Raw genomic sequence first — 18,519 nt, 5'->3', positions numbered from 1 at the left:
CGAGCACTCAGTAGCCCTGCATCACCTTGCGCAGTGCGTACTCGGTGAGCGTGACCAGCGCATGCTTGGCGGGCTCACGACGCCGAGCATCGATGGACAGAATCGGCACATCGGCGGGCACGGCCAGTGCCTGCCGAATGTCCTCGATCGGGTACCGCGGTGCGTCGTCGAATTCGTTGAGCGCCACCAGGAAGGGTAGGCCGCGCGCTTCGAAGTAGTCGACCGCCGCGAAGCTGTCCTCCAGCCTGCGAGTGTCTACCAGCACCACGGCGCCGATGGCGCCGCGGATCAGGTCATCCCACATGAACCAGAAGCGGTACTGGCCCGGCGTACCGAAGAGGTACAACACCAGATCGTCGGCGAGGCTGATGCGGCCGAAGTCCATCGCCACCGTGGTGGTCGACTTCATCGGAATGCCGGTCAGGTTGTCGATACCGGCGCTGGCATTGGTCACCAATGCCTCGGTGCGCAGCGGAACGATCTCCGAGACAGCACCGACCAACGTGGTCTTGCCGACACCGAAGCCACCCGCGACCACGATCTTCGCCGAGGTCGGCTTGCTGGTACGGGTGTCGACCTGCGCCGTCGAATTAAATACGCCGGAGTCCACTGAGAACCCTTTCGATCAGCTCGCGACGTTCATCGTCGCTGGAATCGTCTTTCAAAGTTGCCGAAACGCGCACGTGCCCGGCCTCGATCAGGTCGGCCACGAGCACTCGGGCTACCCCGATGGGGATACCCAGTCTGGCTGCTACCTCGGCAACGGACGGCGATTCTCTGCACAACTCCACGATTGACGTCTCGATGTTGCTCAGTTCGAACTGCCGCTCCAGGGCGACCGGATGCGATGCGACAAGGGCCTCCAACGCCAACTCGACCGCGGGCCTGGTGCGGCCTGCGGTCAGCGAGTATGGCCGTACGAGGCTCGGCTCGACGCTCCTCATGCGGTGATCTTCTATGTCCATCCCACCATCAGGAACCCATCGTGACGCGTGGTGTGGCCTGAACCGACTGTCCCACACGTTCGACCAACAGAGCCATCTCGTAGCCGACCTGACCGATGTCACAGGACGTGTTCGTCAGCACCGCGAGATAGGAGCCATCGCCAACTGCCATGAGTAGCAAGTAGCCGTGCTCCATCTCGACGACGGACTGCAGCACGGTTCCGCCCTCGAACAGATTCGAGACGCCCACTGACAGACTGGCCAGGCCCGCCGTCACGGCCGAGAGCTGCTCGGCACGATCGACGGGCAGCTGGGCGCTCGCGGCCATGAGTAGGCCGTCAGCCGAGACCAGGACAGCATGGGCTACGCCAGGAACCTCGTTGGCAAAGTTCGAAACCAGCCAATCCAGCTGACGATTCGTACCACCTAGATCGGGGTTCATCGGTCTCCTTTATCTCCGGTTAGGTTCATTGCTCTCATTGCGCGGCCATCCCGGACGCCCTGCTGGTGACGACTCAAGCTGGACCTGATTGTTTCTGGATCGCGATGCGGCGCCCGGTCCACCGCACCACTTACGGCGCCCGGGACAAGCCTTCCGCCCGGATTGCGTTGCGGCAACCCGGCCGCCGTTTTCGTTTCGGACTGCGCCTCGCTCGCTCGACGAGCCGCCTGCCAGCCTTCGTCACCCGGGGAGTCGAACGACTCGGCCATCTGGGACCGATCGCTGTTGGGATCCGAAAGCCACGCCGACATCATCTCAGCGAAGATCGGCGTACCCATCGACGGCCCCGACTCGGGCGCGGGTTGCAGCCTTGTCTGGAAGAAAGAGGCTGTCTTCGCCGGGTTGGACCGGTAGCTGTGCTTGCCAGGATCGCGCGCCTGCGAGACGGCGGGCTGCTCACTACTGGCACTCACCGCGGGCTCGGTGCTGCGATCCCGTTGCGGCAGACCGACTCCCGGCGGCACGGGCTCACGCCGCGGTACCTGGGCGCCCGGCTGCCGCTGCGGCAGGCCGGTCGGACCGGCATTGCGCTGCGGCAGGCTCGCCGCTGCGGACGAACGCTGCGGCAGACCACCGATACCCGGCTCACGCTGCGGCAGACCACCGATGCCCGACTCGCGCTGCGGCAGACCATCGCTGCCCGACTCACGGCGGTGCAGACCGTTCGCGGCGGGGTCCCGCTGAGGCAGACCGTTCGCGGCCGGATCTCGCTGAGGCAAACCGTTCGCGGCCGGATCTCGCTGAGGCAAACCGTTCGCGGCCGGATCCCGCTGAGGCAAACCGTTCGCGGCCGGATCTCGCTGAGGCAAACCGTTGGAGGCGGAATCCCGCTGGGGTAGACCGTTCACGGCCGGCAGCGCACCCGAACTCGGCTCCCGGCGGTGCAAACCGTCCGCGGCCGGATCCCGCTGAGGCAAACCGTTGGAGGCGGAATCCCGCTGGGGTAGACCGTTCACGGCCGGCAGCGCACCCGAACTCGGCTCCCGGCGGTGCAAACCGTCCGCGGCCGGATCCCGCTGAGGCAAACCGTTGGAGGCGGAATCCCGCTGAGGTAGACCGTTCACGGCCGGCAGCGCACCCGAACTCGGCTCCCGGCGGTGCAAACCGTCCGCGGCCGGATCCCGCTGAGGCAAACCGTTGGAGGCGGAATCCCGCTGAGGTAGACCGTTCACGGCCGGCAGCGCACCCGAACTCGGCTCCCGGCGGTGCAAACCGTCCGCGGCCGGATCCCGCTGAGGCAAACCGTTGGAGGCGGAATCCCGCTGAGGTAGACCGTTCACGGCCGGCAGCGCACCCGAACTCGGCTCGCGCTGCGGCAATCCGGTGGGAGCGGAAGCACGTTGCGGCAGACCGTTTGCGGTTGCGTCGCGCTGCGGCAGACCACCTGGCGTCGAGTCACGCTGCGGCAAACCGGACGCGGGCTGACGCTGCGGCAAACCCGACGCAGACTCACGCTGCGGCAAACCCGACGCAGACTCACGCTGCGGCAAACCCGACGCAGACTCACGCTGCGGCAAACCCGACGCAGACTCACGCTGCGGTAGGCCGTTTGCGCTCGGCTGGCGCTGCGGGAGGCCGGTGCTGGGCTGCGGTACACCGTTGATGCCAGGATGACGCAGCGGTAGTTCGCCCGAATTCGGCTCGCGCGGCGGCAGACCAGTGCCAGTCGGTTCGGACGGACCATCCGGCCTGCGCGGCGGCGGACCGCCCGGTCCGAGGTTGCGTTTGGGCAGGTTGGCCGCGGCCAGCTTGCCGCGCTGCGGCATGCTCGAATTCTGGCCGGGCGTTCCTGGCGCGGGACGCAACGACGCACCCGACTGTTGAGCGTCCGAATGTGAACCGGACGACATCGACGAACCCGGCTGACGGCGCGGCAGACCGCCGGGGCCTGACGGGATCGGCCCGCTGGATGGTGCGCTGGGCGTGGGGTTGGCTGCCGGAATCGGCCCGCTCACCCGGGGATCGACTGTGACCATGACATTGCCCCCCGGGGTGCGCGTGATCGCCCGCGTCTGCATGGACGACTGCGCCGACGGCCGCTGCGGCGCGGAGAGCTGCGGTGCGGGTTGCGGGGCGACGGGCTGCCCCGCGATCGGCTTCTCCGCGACGATCAGACCGATCGGCACATGCACGGTGACGGTCACGCCGGGATCGCGGGCGGTATCGAAGGTGGGCCGCAGCCGCACCGAGAGGCCGTGCCGCTCGGCGAGCCTGCCGACGACGAAAAGACCCATATGGCGGGCGGTGTCGGGGCCCGGCTCCGCGGTCTGCTCGAGCCGCCGGTTGATGTCGGCCATCTCTGCGGGCGGCATACCGATACCACGGTCAGCGACCTCGATGAGCAAACCTTGGTCATGCGCCTGCGCGAAGGTGAACTTGACGTCGGTCTCCGGCGGCGACGCCCGCAGCGCGTTGTCCAGCAGCTCGGCAAAGAGATGCGCGAGGTCGGAGGCGGACGGCTCTTTCAGCGAACCGCGCGGCGTCGCGCCGAGTTTCACGCGCTCGTAGTCCTCTACCTCGGAGATCGCGGCACGCAGCACGTCGCCGATCTCGACCGGAGCCGACTTAGCGCGGCGTTGCCTGGTACCCGCGAGAATCAGCAGGTTGTCGCCGTTTCGGCGCATACGCGCAGCGAGATGGTCCAGCCGGAACAAGTTCTCCAGCAGGCGCGGGTCCTTCTCGTCGTACTCCATCGCCTCGATGAGGGTGAGCTGGTGGTCGACGAGCGACTTCGACCGCCGAGCCAAGGTCTCGAACATGTCATTGACCTGCGAACGCATCTTCGCCTGATCGCTCGCCAGCCGCAGCGCCTGACCATGGATGTCGTCGACGGCGCGGGCCAGCTGACCGATCTCCTCGGTGCTGCGCACCGGCATCGGCTCCAGCGGAACCTCCTCCGGCGAGGCACCGTTGCGCAGCTCGGCGACCTCCTGCGGCAAGTCACTCTCGGCCACGCGCAGCGCGGCGAGACGCAGCCGGTGCAGCGGAACGATCATCGAACGGGCGACGAAGACTGCGAGCAGGAGCGCGGCAAGGATGGTCGCGATGACGACCACGGTGTAGGTCCACGCGCCGCCCTGGGCTGTGGACACCAGCTCGTTCATCGCGGAATCGATGTCCTTGGTCGCCTTGCCGACGACGTGCTCGTAAACCGCGAGACTGTCCTGGAGCGACTTCTTCAGGTCACCGACCGGGAGCTGGCCCGCCTGAGCCTGCGGACTGGTCAGCAGCGCGATCCTGGTGTCGATGCCAGCACGCAGATCGGCGATCGAGGTGTCGCCGTCGGAGAAGCGGTGCGCGAGCACGTTGAGCAGTGCGCGCTCGGTGTTGGACGCGACCAGGAAGCTCTGCACGCCGGACTGCTGGTTGCGCAACACCTCGGAGAAGGCCGCGACTTCGCTGACCAGGGTGGCACGGGTGTTGAGCGAGTCGACCAGCCGCAGTTTGGCCGCGTCCACGGCGGTGTCGCTGACTTGGCCGACCGTGGTCTCGACGGTGCGCACGCTGTCGTTGACGACGCGATCCATCAGCGCGACAGAGTCCGAAGGCGGACCGGTGATAGGCAATTTACCCTGGGCACGGACGCCCTTGGCCTGAGTGAGCATGCTGTCGATGGCCGCGCGTGCACCGGGCACGCTGTCGAGCCGGCTGATCGCGTTCTCGGCGTTGGCGATCGCCTTGTCCAGATCCGCCAGATTCTGATCAGTAGCTATGGATTGGTTGCCCAGCGAGACCATCTGGGAGCTCGCAGTGGTCGCGGTCTGCGCGCTGAGCGCGGTGACCGCCGGGATGGCGGCGACGCTCTCGGCGATGTCGGCGAGCCGGTTCGACTCCGCGAACTGCGCCGAAATTCTGGACACGCCGAGCCCGACCGCGACCGCGAGTGGAACAGCGAGGACCGCTGTTACCTTCCAGCGCAGGTCCCAGTTGCCGAGCGCCCAGCGCTTATTGCCGGACCTAGCGGCGTCACGCATCTCCCACTCACTTTCCAAACTGGCCTCTACCACGCACCATCAACCGAACCTCCACAATCGCGTGCTTGGCTCGACAGGTGGAGCTGGCCGAGAGCTGCGGCTGGCCGAGAAATTGCGTCTACGACGGCCCAAAATAAGTGACATCAGATTCTAACGGATCAATAACTTCTTGGGCGACTTGGCGTGATGTTGCGATCATTGACCTGCCAGTTCCAGGCAAAACCTAAGGTCGCGGCACCCAACCGGGCGTCGCGTGAAGTCTGCCACAATCAACCGGATCTATCGAGGCGGGCATCGAGGCGAGGCTAGGGAGTCACGGGGTTGAACGTGAGGCACGAGTACCGACCGGCCTACCAGACCAGCTTGGTCGATCCCGCCGAGTTCTGGGCCGCTGCGGCCACGGCGATCGATTGGGACGTGCCGCCGACGCAGATCGTCGACACCAGCGCTCGTCCGGCGGCCAGATGGTTCCCCGACGCTCGCCTCAACACCTCCTTCAACGCGCTCGACCGGCATGTGCACGGAGGCACCTCCGATGACAGAAGCCGCGCGCATCAGCCCGCTTTGATATACGACTCCGCTATCACCGACACCAGAGTCGTTATCACCTATGCCGAGCTGCTCGAGCAGGTGTCCAGGTTCGCCGGAGCGATGGCCGGGCTCGGCGTCTCGGCGGGCGATCGTGTGGTGATCTACCTACCGATGATCCCCGAGGCGGTCGTCGCGATGCTGGCTTGTGCACGGATCGGCGCGGTGCACTCGGTGGTGTTCGGCGGCTTCGCCGCGCCGGAGCTGGCGGCACGTATCGATGACGCCGAACCTGTGTTGATCGTCACAGCGTCGGGCGGCCTCGAGCCGGGCAAGAAGATCGAATACCCGCCGATCGTGTTACAGGCTTTGGATCTTGCCGAGACCACCGCGCCGCGCACGGTGATCGTCAAACAGCGGCCACAGTTCCAGACCATCCCCTTCCCTCCGCCGCAGCCCGCCACCGGCTTCCTACCGAGCTCCACCCACACCGTCGCGGCGCGATGGCTCGATTGGGACGACGCTGTCCGCGATGCGCCACTCGCCGATCCGGTCTCGGTCGCCGCGACCGATCCGCTGTACATCCTCTACACCTCCGGCACGACCGGGAAACCCAAGGGCGTGGTCAGGGACAACGGCGGGCACGCGGTCGCCCTCGCCTGGTCCATGCGCAACATCTACGACGTCGACGCAGGTCAGGTGATGTGGGCGGCATCCGATGTCGGCTGGGTTGTCGGCCACTCCTACATCGTCTACGCCCCGCTGCTGGTCGGCGCGACCACGCTGCTATACGAAGGAAAGCCGATCGGCACCCCCGATGCGGGGGCCTACTGGCGGGTGATCGCCGAGCACAAGGTCGACGTGCTGTTCACGGCGCCGACCGCGCTACGCGCGATCCGCAAGGCCGACCCCGGCGCCGAACTGGCGCGCGAATACGACCTGTCCTCGCTGCGCGCGCTGTTCTGCGCAGGCGAACGGCTGGACCCGGCCACCTATGCCTGGGCCGACGAGATCCTGCTCGCGGGCCGCTCCGACTGCCCCGTGGTCGACCACTGGTGGCAGACCGAGACCGGTTGGCCGATCTGCGCGAACCCGCGCGGCATACAGCAGCTCCCGATCAAGGCGGGGTCGGCGTCGGTGCCGGTGCCCGGCTATCGACTACGTGTGCTCGATTCATCCGGCAATGCGGTGGCTCCGAACACCGAGGGCAATATCGTCATCGGACTGCCGCTGCCGCCCGGCACCCTCACCGGACTCTGGCACGACGACGCCCGCTACGAACGGTCCTACCTCTCCGCCTACCCCGGTCATTACCTCACCGGCGACTCCGGCTATTTCGACGAGGACGGCTATCTCTTCGTCCTCGGCCGCAGCGACGACGTCATCAACATGGCCGGGCACCGGCTCTCGGCGGGCAGCATCGAGGCGGCGATCGCCGGTCACGACGCGGTCGCCGAATGCGCCGTGATCGGTCTGCCCGACGAACTCAAGGGCCACCGCCCCCTGGCCTACGTGGTGCTGAAGTCCGGCGTCGAGATCGATCCCGCACAGCTGCGCGATGAACTGATCCAGCGGGTACGCGACCAGATCGGCGCGATCGCCACCCTGCACGACGCGGTCGTCGTGACCGCGCTGCCCAAGACCAGATCAGGCAAGATTTTACGCAAGACCATCCGGCAGATCATCTCCGGCGAGACGTTCGAGGTGCCATCCACGATCGACGATCCCGCAGCGCTCGTGTCGCTGGCGGAGCAGATCCGCGCGGCGCGGCCGATGCAGGAGGAGTCGGTGCCGGACACCATCGAGAATCCCGACGATGTGGTAGCGCCCGACGTGGACTCGGTCGCGCGGTCCTGAAGTCGCGGTCCGGCAACGCTTCTCAGAGTTTCCTCAGAGAGCGTTCACCCGCGCGCCAGCTGCCCGTAATAGCCTCGAGACAGAACCCCTCGATGATCTGGAGGCAGCATCCATGAAGCTTTCCGTAGGCCGTCCCGCCGTCACCGCACTCGCCGCAGGAGGATTCGCCACGGTTGCGTTGTTCCTCAGTCCCGCGATCGCGGCCGCCGATCCGATGGAGCTGGCCGCACCACTGCTGGATTCCACCTGTTCCTTCGCCCAAGTCGACGCCGCGCTGCACGCGAAGGCACCGCAGCTGGCGGCGATGCTCGATGCCAACCCGACGCAGAAGGCCGAGCTGCAGCGCAAGTTCGATCAGCCGGTCGAGCAGCGGCGTGCGGATTTGCGGCGGACCATCGACGCGAACCCGGAGGCGGCACGTGACGCGGAGAATGATCCGCGGACCGCGCAGTTGCGCGACACCTTCCGTGTCGTGGCCGAATCCTGCCACAGCTATTGAGCTGTTCCGCCTCGCTCCCCCGCCTCTCCGGGTCTTTAGGCCGTACTAGTCGGGTGACGCGGGATTTGCGTTCAGGTCCTACGTCCGGTGCCACTCGAGTTCTGGGCGTACCCGGTGAGTTACCCATGTTCTTACGAAATCAGTAGTTACGTGGCGTGCCGTACCAGTCGAGCAGCGGGATTCTGTTCAGGTCCTGCGTCTGGAGCGACCAGCGGTGTGGCCTTCCTGCCATGTGCCGACGAAATCAGCAGGTCACCTAACCGATACCTTCTCCAAGTGGCGGCACAATGGATGACGTGACAACTTCGATCCCGACCGTCCTCGTCGTCGACGACGACGAGGACGTGCTCGCGTCGGTCGAACGCGGACTGCGGCTGTCCGGTTTCCACGTGCTGGTGGCCAGGGATGGCGCGCAGGCGCTGCGCAGCGTGAACGAACACGCGCCGGATGCCGTCGTGCTGGACATGAACATGCCCGTGCTCGACGGCGCGGGCGTCGTCACCGCATTGCGCGCGATGGGCAATGAGGTGCCGATCTGTGTGCTCAGCGCCCGCGCGTCGGTGGATGATCGCATCTCCGGGCTGGAGTCCGGCGCCGACGACTATCTGATCAAACCGTTCGTGTTGGCGGAGCTGGTGGCGCGAATCCGGGCGCTGCTGCGCAGGCGGTCGGACACTCCTGCTCCGGCAACCCCTGGCGCGATCACCATCGGTGCGCTCGAGGTGGACGTCGCCGGCTACCGCGCATTGCTGCACGGTCACGAGATCGAGCTCACCAAAAGAGAATTCGAGCTGCTGGCCACGCTGGCCAGGAACGTCGGCGTGGTGCTGAGCCGCGAACGGCTGCTGGAATTGGTGTGGGGCTACGACTTCGCGGCCGACACCAACGTGGTCGACGTCTTCGTCGGGTACCTGCGCCGCAAACTGGAGGTGGACAGCACACCCCGACTGCTGCACACGATCCGCGGTGTCGGGTTCGTCCTACGAGCGCCGAAATGACCGAGCCCGCGCTTCATCCGGCTCGAGAGGCGGCACCGGGCACGTTCGCCGCGCCGCCGAAAAACCATCGGCGGCGTTCGTTTTCGCTGCGCACCAGGGTAGCGGGTGCCGCGGCGGCAGGCGCGATCGTCATTGTGACGCTGATCAGCCTGCTCAGCATCCGCGCCATCGAGCGCAACAACGTGCAGCAGTCCGACCAGCAGCTCGCCATCGCGGCGCGTATCGTGCTGATCGAGCCGGTCATCGCGGTCAACTTCATCAGCGTGACCGGGCTGAACAACGACATGGCCGTCACTGTCCGCGACAAAGGCGCGATCACGGCGAGCACCACGACCGAATTGCCCGCGCTGCCTACCGGTTCGCGCACCACCACAGTGGGCGGCACCCCGTACCGGATCCTGACCACCACGGAGATTCAGCCTGCGGGACGAGTGGTTTCGCTCGGCATACCCGCGGCGGGCGCGGCCGAGGCTACCGCCGAGCAGCAGCGCTGGGTCCTCGGCGGCGCACTGCTGGCCATCGCCGCCGCAGCGGCGCTCGGCTGGTTGCTTGCGGGCGCAGCGGTACGCCCGATCGTCCGGCTCACCCGGCAGGTCGGCGCACGCAGCGCGTTCCCCGATCCGCGCAATCCCCAACCGCCCGTGGAAGGCTCGGGCGTGCGCGAGGCGGAGAAGCTGGCCGACGCGGTGAACACGATGCTGCAGCGCGTGGACCAGGCACAGGCGGAGACTGCGGCCGCGCTGGAGACCGCGCGTGACTTCGCCGCCGTGTCGGCACACGAACTGCGCACCCCGCTCACCGCGATGCGCACCGACCTCGAGGTGCTGCGCACCCTCGATCTGGACGAGGCACAGCGCGCGGAGATCCTCGGTGACCTGCAACACAGCCAGGGCCGGGTGGAGACGACGCTCACAGCACTGGAGCGGCTGGCGACCGGCGACCTGACCAACGAGCACGACCACGTCGCCACCGACGTGGGGGACCTGTGCGACCAAGCAGCGCATGACGCCATACGGCACTTCTCCGGCCTCACAGTGCACATCGACTCCGACGCCGAGCTGGTGACCCGCGGTCTGCCCGCCGGGCTACGCCTTGCCGTGGACAACGCCCTCGCGAACTCGGTGAAGCACGGCGGGGCCACCGAAGCCCTCGTCTCCGCGCATCGTGCGGCCAACAGCCACATCGTCATCACCATCGACGACAACGGGCGTGGCATCCCACCCGATGAGCGCGAAGCCGTCTTCAACCGCTTCTTCCGCGGCAGCCAGGCAAGCAAGGGCGGCTCCGGACTCGGCCTCGCCCTGGTCGCGCAACAGGCCCAATTACACGGCGGCCGCGCTTATTTCGATGACGGCACCCTCGGCGGCGTCCGCCTGGTCCTCGTGCTCCCTGACCGTGTTTGATTGACAGCCGATCCCGTCGGCCGCCCAACGCGACCACATCGGCCTCGTCCCCGCTTCAGAGCGAAGCGAGACCGAGCATTGCTCGGTCGCGGCCCGGCTCGCATCCGCTCGGATACGAGCCATTAAGGGGCCGCGAACACGCAGCGCCGCAGGCGCTGCCAAAAATTACTGAGCGTTCAGCAGGTCGATCACGAAGACCAGCGTCTTGCCGGACAGGCGGTGGCCTGCACCGGCCGGGCCATAGGCAAGCTCCGGCGGGATGGTCAGCTGACGACGGCCGCCGACCTTCATGCCAGGGATGCCGTCCTGCCAGCCCTGGATCAGGCCGCGCAGCGGGAAGGTGATGGACTCGCCTCTGTTCCACGAGGAGTCGAACTCCTCGCCGGATTCGAATTCGACGCCGACGTAGTGCACCTCGACGGTGCCGCCGGGCACGGCTTCCTTGCCCTCGCCTTCGATGATGTCCTTGATCACCAGCTCGGTGGGCGCGGGCCCCTCCTGGAACTCGATCTCCGGTTTGGTCATTCAGCTATCCCCTTCGATAGGTGGGTGGGTGGGAATTCGTCAACGGCTGGCGATCTCGCCGTAGTCGCGGGCGCCGTAGCCGGTGTAGATCTGCCGCGGACGGCCGATCTTCAGAGGTTCGCTATGCATTTCGCGCCAGTGCGCGATCCAGCCAGGGAGCCGACCCATCGCGAAAAGCACGGTGAACATACGGGTCGGGAAGCCCATCGCCTTGTAGATGACGCCGGTATAGAAGTCGACGTTCGGGTACAGACGCCGCTCGATGAAGTAGTCGTCGGTCAGCGCGGCCTCTTCCAGGGCCTGGGCGATATCGAACAGCTCGTCGGCGCCGCCCAGCTTGCTCAGGATGGCGTCGGCGTGCTTTTTGGCGATCGAGGCGCGCGGGTCGTAGTTGCGGTAGACGCGGTGCCCGAAGCCCATGAGCTTCACGCCGTCTTCCTTATTCTTGACCTTGCGGATGAACTCCTTGACGTCGCTGCCGTTGGCCTTGATGCCGTCGAGCATCTCCAGCACGGCCTGGTTCGCGCCGCCGTGCAGCGGGCCCCACAGCGCGTTGATGCCGCCGGAAACCGAGGTGAACAAGTTGGCGTCGGACGAGCCGACCAGGCGCACGGTCGAGGTGGAGCAGTTCTGCTCGTGGTCGGCGTGCAGGATGAGCAGCATGTCCAGGGCTGCGGCGATCTCGGGGTCGACCTCGTAAGGCTCGGCGGGGAAGCCGAAGGTCATCCGCAGGAAGTTTTCCACCAGGCTCAGCGAGTTGTCCGGGTAGAGGAACGGCTGGCCGACCGACTTCTTGTACGAGTAGGCGGCGATGGTGGGTAGCTTGGCTAGTAGTCGGATGGTGGATAGCTCGACCTGCTCGGGGTCGCGCGGGTCCAGCGAGTCCTGGTAGTAGGCCGACAGCGCGTTCACCGCGGACGACAGCACCGGCATAGGGTGCGCGTTGCGCGGAAAGCCGTCGAAGAAGCGCTTGAGGTCCTCGTGCAGCAGCGTGTGCCGGCGGATCCGGTCGGTGAAGTCCTCGAGCTGGGCCTGCGTGGGCAGCTCGCCGTAGATCAGCAGGTAGCTGACCTCGATGAAGGTCGAGGACTCCGCAAGCTGGTCGATGGGGTAGCCGCGGTAACGCAGGATCCCCGCCTCGCCGTCGATGTAGGTGATGGCCGACTTCGTGGGCGCCGTGTTCATGAACCCCGGGTCGTACGTCACGTACCCGGTGCTGGCCAGCAGCTTTCCCAGCTCGATTCCGTCGTTGCCCTCGGCGGCCTTGGTGACCGTCATCGGGAATTCCCCGCCGGAATAGGAAAGGACCGGCTTGGCGTCGTCGTCGACGTTGATGATGTTCTCAGCGGGCACGGAAGGATCCCTCTCAGGCTAGAACCACAGGCACCGGCGCGGTCGGCACACGATGCGCTTGCCCCAACGCTAGCTGTTCACCGACACGGACAAATACGGAGGGTAGTCCTGCGGCGCCTCACGAACACGTCCTGGAGCGGTGAGGTTTCGCAGGTGCGACCGGTCGTCGTCGTCCAGCGTCGCGGTGCTGGTCATGCTGGTATTTCGGCATGGACGCGGCCGACACGGTAACGCGTGAACGCGGGGAAGGCGACAGCCGCGACGAGCACGCCGACCACCACGAGCCCACCTCCTCCGGCCGCGGCTACAGCAGTACCCAGGCTTGCTGCCGCGAAACCGTGGGCAACGTCACCGATGCGCGGCCCGCCCGCCACGACAACGATGAACACTCCCTGCAGCCGCCCGCGCAGATCATCGGTGGCGACTGTCTGCAACATGGTGACCCGAAGCGCGGCCGAAACCATGTCCACCGCGCCGCCGAAGGCCGAGCACGCCAGCGCGATCCACAACCCGACGCGGAGGCCGAGCCCATGTCCGGCGTATCCGACGGCCATGCCGAACCCGACCATGGCCAGGCCCCACAGCACGATGCAGACGATCACGGCAAGGCCCTGGCGACGGATGCGCGGAATCCAGCCGGAGAACACACCGCCGAGCACCGCGCCCACCGACATAGAGGCGAACAGCAACCCGAGGGCGACGCCACCGGTGGCCGGGTCACCGAAGGTCTCGTGCGCGATCTGCGGAAACAGCGCCCGAGGCATGCCGAAGACCATGGCGATCACGTCCACCGCGAACGACGCGAGGAGCACTCGCTGGGTCGCCAAATAGCCGAAACCGGCCAGCACCGCCCGGAATCCGGCCTTGCGCACCGACCCGGTGGGCGGCAGCGCGGGCAGCCGCCAGACCGCCCAGAGTGTGGCGAGCAGCGCGACGGCGTCGATCAGGTAGAGCGTAGCCAGCCCGACCAGCGGGATCAGCGCGCCCGCCAGCACCGGTCCCGCGATCGCGCCGAACTGCATGACCGTCATGCTCAGCGAATTCGCTGCGGCCAGTTGGTCTTCCGGCAGCAGGCGCGGGATGGTCGCGCTGCGCGTCGGCTGGTTCACCGCGAAGAAAGCCTGCTGCACCGCGAACAGGCCGAGCACCACCCACACGTTGTCCACCCCGGTGGCCGCCTGGATCCAGAACGCCAGGGCGGTGAGACCGGTGCCGGCGTTGGTGATCAGCATCAGCGTGCGCCGGTCCAGCACGTCGGCGAGCGCGCCGCCCCAAAGGCCGAACACGATCAGCGGTGCGAGGCCGAACAATCCGGCCAGGCCGACATAGCCGGAACTACCGGTGATCTGGAAGATCTGCTGGGGCACCGCGACGACGGACAGCTGCGCGCCGATCGTGGTGACGACGCCCGAGGCCCACAGGCGTCGAAAATCCGAATGGCGCAGCGGGGTGGTGTCTGCGAGCAGTTTCACCGGCCGCAGCGTAGCGAGTCGGCCCAGCCCGGCTCGACGCGACAATGTTCACGCGCCGAGCGGGGATGCGTCAGGGCTGCAATCGCTCGATTGTCATGGTCTCGTCCGTGATGCGCACCTGGATCCGGTTGTGCAGTCGGCCGCGCCGCCCCTGCCAGAACTCGACCTCGTCGGGTCGTAGCAAGAAACCGCCCCAGTGCGGTGGCACCGGGATCTCGTCGATGTCGGCGAACCGCGCGGTCGCCTCGGCGAGCGTCCGGTCCAGCTCGGCCCGGGAACCGATCGGCTTGGACTGCTGCGAGGCCCACGCGCCCAGCTGCGAGTCCCTCGGCCGAGATTGCCAGTAGACCGCCGTCGTCTCCGCCGGCACCCGCTCGGCTGCCCCGCGCAGGTGCACCTGCCTGCCCAGCGCGGGCCACACGAAGGTGACCGCGGCGAACGGGACGGCGGCCAACTGGGTGCCCTTGGCCGAGTCGTAGTTGGTGTAGAAAGTCACGCCTTCGGGCGAAAGCCCTTTGCACAGCACCGTCCGCGCTACCGGTCGTGGTGTACCGCCGACCATCGACACCGTGGCGAGCACCATGGCATTGGGCTCGGCGATACCGACCGCGGTGGCCTGTTCGATCCAATGGCGCAGAAGCGGCTCCCAGCCCCCGGCCAGCCAGTTCTCGTCCAGGTCGACGTCCTCGCCGCTGCCGTAGGGCACACCGCCGTACTCGGTGCGCATGGCGGCGAGATCGGCGCCCGGCAGGAAGTCGGCCGTTTCCTGGCCGCGGGGTGAATTGTCCAGGTCACGCATGGGCCAGACGTTACTCCGGGGTAGCAGCGAGCTAAGGTTTTGGTTATCGGCATGTACTCGTCAAGTCCGACAACTTCCCATCGGCGAGAACATATGACCCGAAGTGCAAGGAGAGTCGCACCATGACCACCAGCCCCGCGGTTTCCGGTGGACAGGCCACCGTACCCAGCGATTTCGTCAGCGGCCTGGAGGGCGTGGTGGCGTTCACTACCGACATCGCCGAGCCGGACAAGGACGGTGGTGCGCTGCGCTACCGCGGCGTGGATATCGAGGACCTGGTCGAAGGCCGGGTGACCTTCGGAGACGTGTGGGCGTTGCTGGTCGACGGATCGTTCGGCCGGGGCCTGCCGCCCGCCGAGCCTTTCCCACTGCCGGTACACACCGGCGACGTGCGCGTGGACGTGCAAGCCGGCCTGGCCATGCTCGCCCCGATCTGGGGCTACCAGCCGCTGCTGGACATCGACGACGAGACCGCGCGGGAGGACCTGGCGCGCGCCTCGGTGATGGCGCTGTCGTACGTGGCGCAGTCCGCACGCGGTATCTACCAGCCCGCGGTCCCACAGAAGACGATCGATGAGTGCACCACGGTCACCGAGCGCTTCATGACCCGCTGGCAGGGTGACCCGGACCCGCGCCACACCGAGGCCATCGACGCCTACTGGGTGTCCGCCGCCGAGCACGGGATGAACGCCTCCACTTTCACCGCCCGCGTGATCGCTTCCACCGGCGCCGACGTGGCCGCCGCGCTGTCCGGCGCGATCGGCGCCATGTCCGGCCCGCTGCACGGCGGCGCGCCCGCGCGCGTCCTGCCGATGATCGAAGAGGTCGAGAAGAGCGGCGACGCACGCGCTCTGGTCAAGGGCATCCTGGACCGCAAGGAGAAGCTGATGGGCTTCGGCCACCGGGTCTACCGCGCCCAGGACCCGCGCGCCGGTGTGCTCCGGGCCACCGCGAAGCGCCTCGCCGCTCCGCGTTACGAGGTCGCAGCCGCACTGGAGCAGGCCGCGCTCGCCGAGCTGCGCGAGCGGCGTCCGGACCGCGCCATCGAGACCAACGTCGAGTTCTGGGCCGCCGTGATCCTGGACTTCGCCGAGGTGCCCGCGCACATGATGCCCGCCATGTTCACCTGTGGCCGCACCGCTGGCTGGTGCGCGCACATCCTGGAGCAGAAGCAGCTGGGCAAGCTGGTCCGCCCCGCCGCCATCTACACCGGGCCGGGTCCACGCAAGCCCGAGGAGGTCTCGGGGTGGGCCTCGGTCTCGCACACGTAGGCAATTTCCGTACAGCATGATCGCGCGTCGGAGACGTTGTCCGCCGCCCACGTTCGGCTCGGGCCACTGGCAGGCAGATGGCACTGACCTTCGACGCGTGCCGCAGGCCGGGCAACAACCACATCGACGAATCGCTGGTGGGTTTTCTTATCGCTCAGCGGATCCCGGCGACGCTGTTCTTCAACAAGCGGTGGATCGACGCGAACCTGGCGCGGGCATCGCAGCTGGCGTTGAATTCAGTGTTCGAGCTGTCCGATAACGGCGTCGCGCACAACCGCTCTGGGTGACCGGTCGCGCCGCCTACGGCATCGCGGACACCGGCTCGGTACGGGAGGCGGCCGACCAAGTGGGCCAATCATGAGCGGCTGACCACGCTGGTTCGTCCACTTGTAGACAGTGGCCCGAGTACTCCAGATCATTCGTCGCCGAGTGAGGCGACCCAGTCGACGGCGACGGATTCGCCTCGGTCCACTGTGAAGAAGGCGACCTCCAGGTGCTGACCGAGGTCGACGAGACCGAGGGAGCCGAGCGGCACCGGCTGCACGAGCCGGACCCGCCACGGCTTCGGCTCGTCCCAGGCACGCAGTTCCAGGTCGAGGCGCAGCACCGGGTCGTCACGGCCGGTGTAGTCGGCGGCGACCGGCGCGGCGGCAAGCACCGTGGCATCGGCGCGGCGGCCGTCGGCGAGGATCTTCGCGATGCTGGCCCGCCCCGACACCTCGATGGCGGGCACATACAGCAGCAAGCGGGCGCGGTCGTTGGGGTCCACCCGGCAGCACACCACGTCGCCCGGCTGCATCCATTCCAGGTCCGCCTCCGTCGCGTGCTGCCGCACCCTGGTCTCGTAGGGAAATTCCCCGTCCAACTGCACCCGAACCCAGAACACGTGCCCTGGTTCGGTGCGCCGCGGCCGCACGCCGAGGATCGTCGCCGAACCAGTCCTACCGCGAATCAGCAACTCCCGCCTCACCGCGTCCGAGACCGTCGCGAAGCGTAGTCCGAAACTCCACGCCGCCCGCCCGCGCAGTCGCCACCCCGAGTTAGCCGACACCATGCTCATGGACACTTAGGTTAGCTGGAGTGTGGTCAGCGACACAGCAATACCACCGTCTACCCTGTACCGCATGACCACTGCGTTCCCGACCATTCCCGACGACATCAAGCCCGCCGACGGACGGTTCGGTTGTGGCCCCTCCAAAGTGCGTCCGGAGCAGTTGCAGTCCCTGGTGAAGGTCGGCGCCTCGGTGTTCGGAACCTCGCATCGGCAGAAGCCGGTGAAGGACGTGGTGGCGCGGGTGCGCTCGGGTCTGCGCGAACTGTTCGGCCTGCCCGACGGATATGAGGTGGTGCTCGGCAACGGCGGCACCACCGCGTTCTGGGATGCCGCGGCGTTCGGCCTGATCCGGGAGCGCTCGTTGCACCTGACCAATGGCGAGTTCAGCTCGAAGTTCGCCGCGGTGGCCAAGGGCAACCCGTTCATCGGCGACCCGATCGTAGTCTCGGCCGATCCGGGCAGTGCGCCGGAGCCGGTGTCGGACCCGTCGGTGGACCTGATCGGCTGGGCGCACAACGAGACCTCCACCGGTGTCTCGATCCCGGTGCAGCGGCCCGCGGGTTCGGAGAACGCGCTGATCGCCATCGACGCCACCTCCGGCGCGGGTGGCCTCCCAGTGACCATCACCGACGCCGACGTCTACTACTTCGCACCGCAGAAGTGCTTCGCCTCCGACGGCGGCCTGTGGGTCGCGCTGATGAGCCCGGCCGCGCTGACCAGGGTGCAGGAGATCAAGGCGTCGGGCCGCTGGACTCCGGAGTTCCTCTCGCTGCCGATCGCGATCGACAACAGCACCAAGGATCAGACCTACAACACCCCGGCGCTGGGCACCCTGCTGCTGTTCGCCGACCAGATCGAGTGGCTCAACGCCAACGGCGGTCTGGACTGGGCGGTCAAGCGGACGCTGGACTCCTCGTCGCGGTTGTACTCCTGGGCCGAGTCGAGCGAGTACGCCACGCCGTACGTCACCGACCCGGCGCACCGTTCGCAGGTGGTAGGCACCATCGACTTCGCCGACTCGGTCGACGCGGCCGCCGTGGCGAAGGTGCTGCGCGCCAACGGCATCGTGGACACCGAGCCCTACCGTAAGCTGGGGCGCAACCAGCTGCGCGTCGGCATGTTCCCGGCAATCGATCCCGACGACGTCAGCCAGCTGACCCGTTCCATCGACTGGGTCGTCCAGAATCTCGGCTGACGGCGCGACACGCCCGGATTCGACACGCCGCGAAGTAAGGCGCGGCACGTCGAACAGAGCAGATTAGCGGGGTGCGGGAGTCTCTTCGGAGATTTCCGTGCCGCGTGTCCTGCCCCATGAATCTCAGATCTGCACTACTGTTTCG

The 18,519-nt window shown here is 67.2% G+C and carries 17 protein-coding genes; 7 read left to right on the top strand and 10 right to left on the bottom strand.

The features are described 5' to 3' along the window. Positions 1-7 precede the first annotated feature (7 nt). From OH799_RS27975 to OH799_RS27960, 4 genes are read right to left on the bottom strand one after another with little or no spacing between them, the layout of a single operon-like run. Positions 8-610, bottom strand: a complete 603-nt coding sequence (locus tag OH799_RS27975; protein WP_327112337.1) for an ATP/GTP-binding protein — start codon at positions 608-610, stop codon at positions 8-10. Beyond that, the gene (locus OH799_RS27970; RefSeq protein ID WP_327112335.1) at positions 591-965 is read right to left on the bottom strand and encodes a DUF742 domain-containing protein; all 375 of its coding nucleotides are present in this window, start codon (positions 963-965) and stop codon (positions 591-593) included. The genes OH799_RS27975 and OH799_RS27970 overlap by 20 nt, the downstream gene beginning before the upstream one ends. 7 nt (positions 966-972) lie before the next feature. Next, positions 973-1,386: a roadblock/LC7 domain-containing protein gene (locus OH799_RS27965; protein WP_327112333.1), complete on the bottom strand. Its 414-nt coding sequence runs from the start codon at positions 1,384-1,386 to the stop codon at positions 973-975. Further along, positions 1,383-5,420 (bottom strand): ATP-binding protein, encoded by a 4,038-nt coding sequence (locus OH799_RS27960; protein WP_406270011.1) that lies wholly within the window; start codon positions 5,418-5,420, stop codon positions 1,383-1,385. Before OH799_RS27960 ends, OH799_RS27965 begins: the two co-directional genes overlap by 4 nt. Before the next feature lie 321 nt (positions 5,421-5,741). Here OH799_RS27960 and OH799_RS27955 point away from each other — a divergent pair, with 321 nt between their 5' ends. The 4 genes from OH799_RS27955 (at position 5,742) to OH799_RS27940 (ending at position 10,705) form a co-directional block, all read left to right on the top strand. Then, positions 5,742-7,805, top strand: a complete 2,064-nt coding sequence (locus tag OH799_RS27955; protein ID WP_406270009.1) for an AMP-binding protein — start codon at positions 5,742-5,744, stop codon at positions 7,803-7,805. 112 nt (positions 7,806-7,917) lie between these two features. Beyond that, a complete protein-coding gene (locus tag OH799_RS27950; RefSeq protein WP_406270006.1) occupies positions 7,918-8,304 on the top strand; it encodes a hemophore-related protein in 387 nt (128 codons plus the stop codon). 287 nt (positions 8,305-8,591) lie between these two features. Then, positions 8,592-9,302: a response regulator transcription factor gene (locus tag OH799_RS27945; protein ID WP_406270003.1), complete on the top strand. Its 711-nt coding sequence runs from the start codon at positions 8,592-8,594 to the stop codon at positions 9,300-9,302. Then, positions 9,299-10,705, top strand: a complete 1,407-nt coding sequence (locus tag OH799_RS27940; protein WP_406270000.1) for a sensor histidine kinase — start codon at positions 9,299-9,301, stop codon at positions 10,703-10,705. The genes OH799_RS27945 and OH799_RS27940 overlap by 4 nt, the downstream gene beginning before the upstream one ends. Positions 10,706-10,870: 165 nt before the next feature. On the opposite strand, the gene OH799_RS27935 is transcribed toward OH799_RS27940, so the two are convergent. From OH799_RS27935 to pdxH, 5 genes are all read right to left on the bottom strand, one after another. Beyond that, the gene (locus tag OH799_RS27935) at positions 10,871-11,230 is read right to left on the bottom strand and encodes an FKBP-type peptidyl-prolyl cis-trans isomerase (RefSeq protein ID WP_357263241.1); all 360 of its coding nucleotides are present in this window, start codon (positions 11,228-11,230) and stop codon (positions 10,871-10,873) included. A gap of 39 nt (positions 11,231-11,269) precedes the next feature. Then, entirely contained in the window at positions 11,270-12,583 is a 1,314-nt protein-coding gene (locus OH799_RS27930) for a citrate synthase (protein WP_406269998.1), read from the bottom strand. 69 nt (positions 12,584-12,652) lie between these two features. Next, on the bottom strand, positions 12,653-12,778 hold the full coding sequence (locus tag OH799_RS27925) for a hypothetical protein (RefSeq protein ID WP_406269995.1): 126 nt from the start codon (positions 12,776-12,778) through the stop codon (positions 12,653-12,655). Then, positions 12,775-14,055, bottom strand: coding sequence for an MFS transporter (locus OH799_RS27920; RefSeq protein WP_406269992.1), 1,281 nt, complete (start codon positions 14,053-14,055; stop codon positions 12,775-12,777). Before OH799_RS27920 ends, OH799_RS27925 begins: the two co-directional genes overlap by 4 nt. Positions 14,056-14,125: 70 nt before the next feature. Beyond that, a complete protein-coding gene (gene pdxH, locus OH799_RS27915; RefSeq protein WP_406269989.1) occupies positions 14,126-14,854 on the bottom strand; it encodes a pyridoxamine 5'-phosphate oxidase in 729 nt (242 codons plus the stop codon). Positions 14,855-14,976: 122 nt separating this feature from the next. Between pdxH and OH799_RS27910 the strand changes: the two genes are divergently transcribed. Next, positions 14,977-16,125, top strand: coding sequence for a citrate synthase 2 (locus tag OH799_RS27910; RefSeq protein WP_406269985.1), 1,149 nt, complete (start codon positions 14,977-14,979; stop codon positions 16,123-16,125). 77 nt (positions 16,126-16,202) lie between these two features. Then, positions 16,203-16,412 (top strand): polysaccharide deacetylase family protein, encoded by a 210-nt coding sequence (locus tag OH799_RS27905; protein WP_406269982.1) that lies wholly within the window; start codon positions 16,203-16,205, stop codon positions 16,410-16,412. Positions 16,413-16,540: 128 nt separating this feature from the next. Here OH799_RS27905 and OH799_RS27900 read toward each other — a convergent pair whose 3' ends face one another. Then, the gene (locus tag OH799_RS27900) at positions 16,541-17,185 is read right to left on the bottom strand and encodes a hypothetical protein (protein WP_406269979.1); all 645 of its coding nucleotides are present in this window, start codon (positions 17,183-17,185) and stop codon (positions 16,541-16,543) included. 64 nt (positions 17,186-17,249) lie between these two features. On the opposite strand from OH799_RS27900, the gene serC reads away from it, so the two are divergent. After that, positions 17,250-18,374: a phosphoserine transaminase gene (gene serC / locus OH799_RS27895; protein ID WP_406269976.1), complete on the top strand. Its 1,125-nt coding sequence runs from the start codon at positions 17,250-17,252 to the stop codon at positions 18,372-18,374. The last annotated feature ends 145 nt before the right edge of the window (positions 18,375-18,519 follow it).

This window comes from Nocardia sp. NBC_00881, assembly GCF_045207455.1.
Lineage (GTDB): Bacteria > Actinomycetota > Actinomycetes > Mycobacteriales > Mycobacteriaceae > Nocardia.
Note: the sequence above shows the minus strand (reverse complement) of the source record. Positions and strands in the feature narration are given on the sequence as shown.

Coding starts and splice junctions, on each gene's coding strand:
- OH799_RS27970 (WP_327112335.1), bottom strand. CDS start 965: ATGGACATAGAAGATCACCGCATGAGGAGCGTCGAGCCGAGCCTCGTA.
- OH799_RS27965 (WP_327112333.1), bottom strand. CDS start 1,386: ATGAACCCCGATCTAGGTGGTACGAATCGTCAGCTGGATTGGCTGGTT.
- OH799_RS27960 (WP_406270011.1), bottom strand. CDS start 5,420: ATGCGTGACGCCGCTAGGTCCGGCAATAAGCGCTGGGCGCTCGGCAAC.
- OH799_RS27950 (WP_406270006.1), top strand. CDS start 7,918: ATGAAGCTTTCCGTAGGCCGTCCCGCCGTCACCGCACTCGCCGCAGGA.
- OH799_RS27945 (WP_406270003.1), top strand. CDS start 8,592: ATGGATGACGTGACAACTTCGATCCCGACCGTCCTCGTCGTCGACGAC.
- OH799_RS27940 (WP_406270000.1), top strand. CDS start 9,299: ATGACCGAGCCCGCGCTTCATCCGGCTCGAGAGGCGGCACCGGGCACG.
- OH799_RS27935 (WP_357263241.1), bottom strand. CDS start 11,230: ATGACCAAACCGGAGATCGAGTTCCAGGAGGGGCCCGCGCCCACCGAG.
- OH799_RS27925 (WP_406269995.1), bottom strand. CDS start 12,778: ATGACCAGCACCGCGACGCTGGACGACGACGACCGGTCGCACCTGCGA.
- pdxH (WP_406269989.1), bottom strand. CDS start 14,854: ATGCGTGACCTGGACAATTCACCCCGCGGCCAGGAAACGGCCGACTTC.
- OH799_RS27910 (WP_406269985.1), top strand. CDS start 14,977: ATGACCACCAGCCCCGCGGTTTCCGGTGGACAGGCCACCGTACCCAGC.
- OH799_RS27905 (WP_406269982.1), top strand. CDS start 16,203: ATGGCACTGACCTTCGACGCGTGCCGCAGGCCGGGCAACAACCACATC.
- OH799_RS27900 (WP_406269979.1), bottom strand. CDS start 17,185: ATGAGCATGGTGTCGGCTAACTCGGGGTGGCGACTGCGCGGGCGGGCG.
- serC (WP_406269976.1), top strand. CDS start 17,250: ATGACCACTGCGTTCCCGACCATTCCCGACGACATCAAGCCCGCCGAC.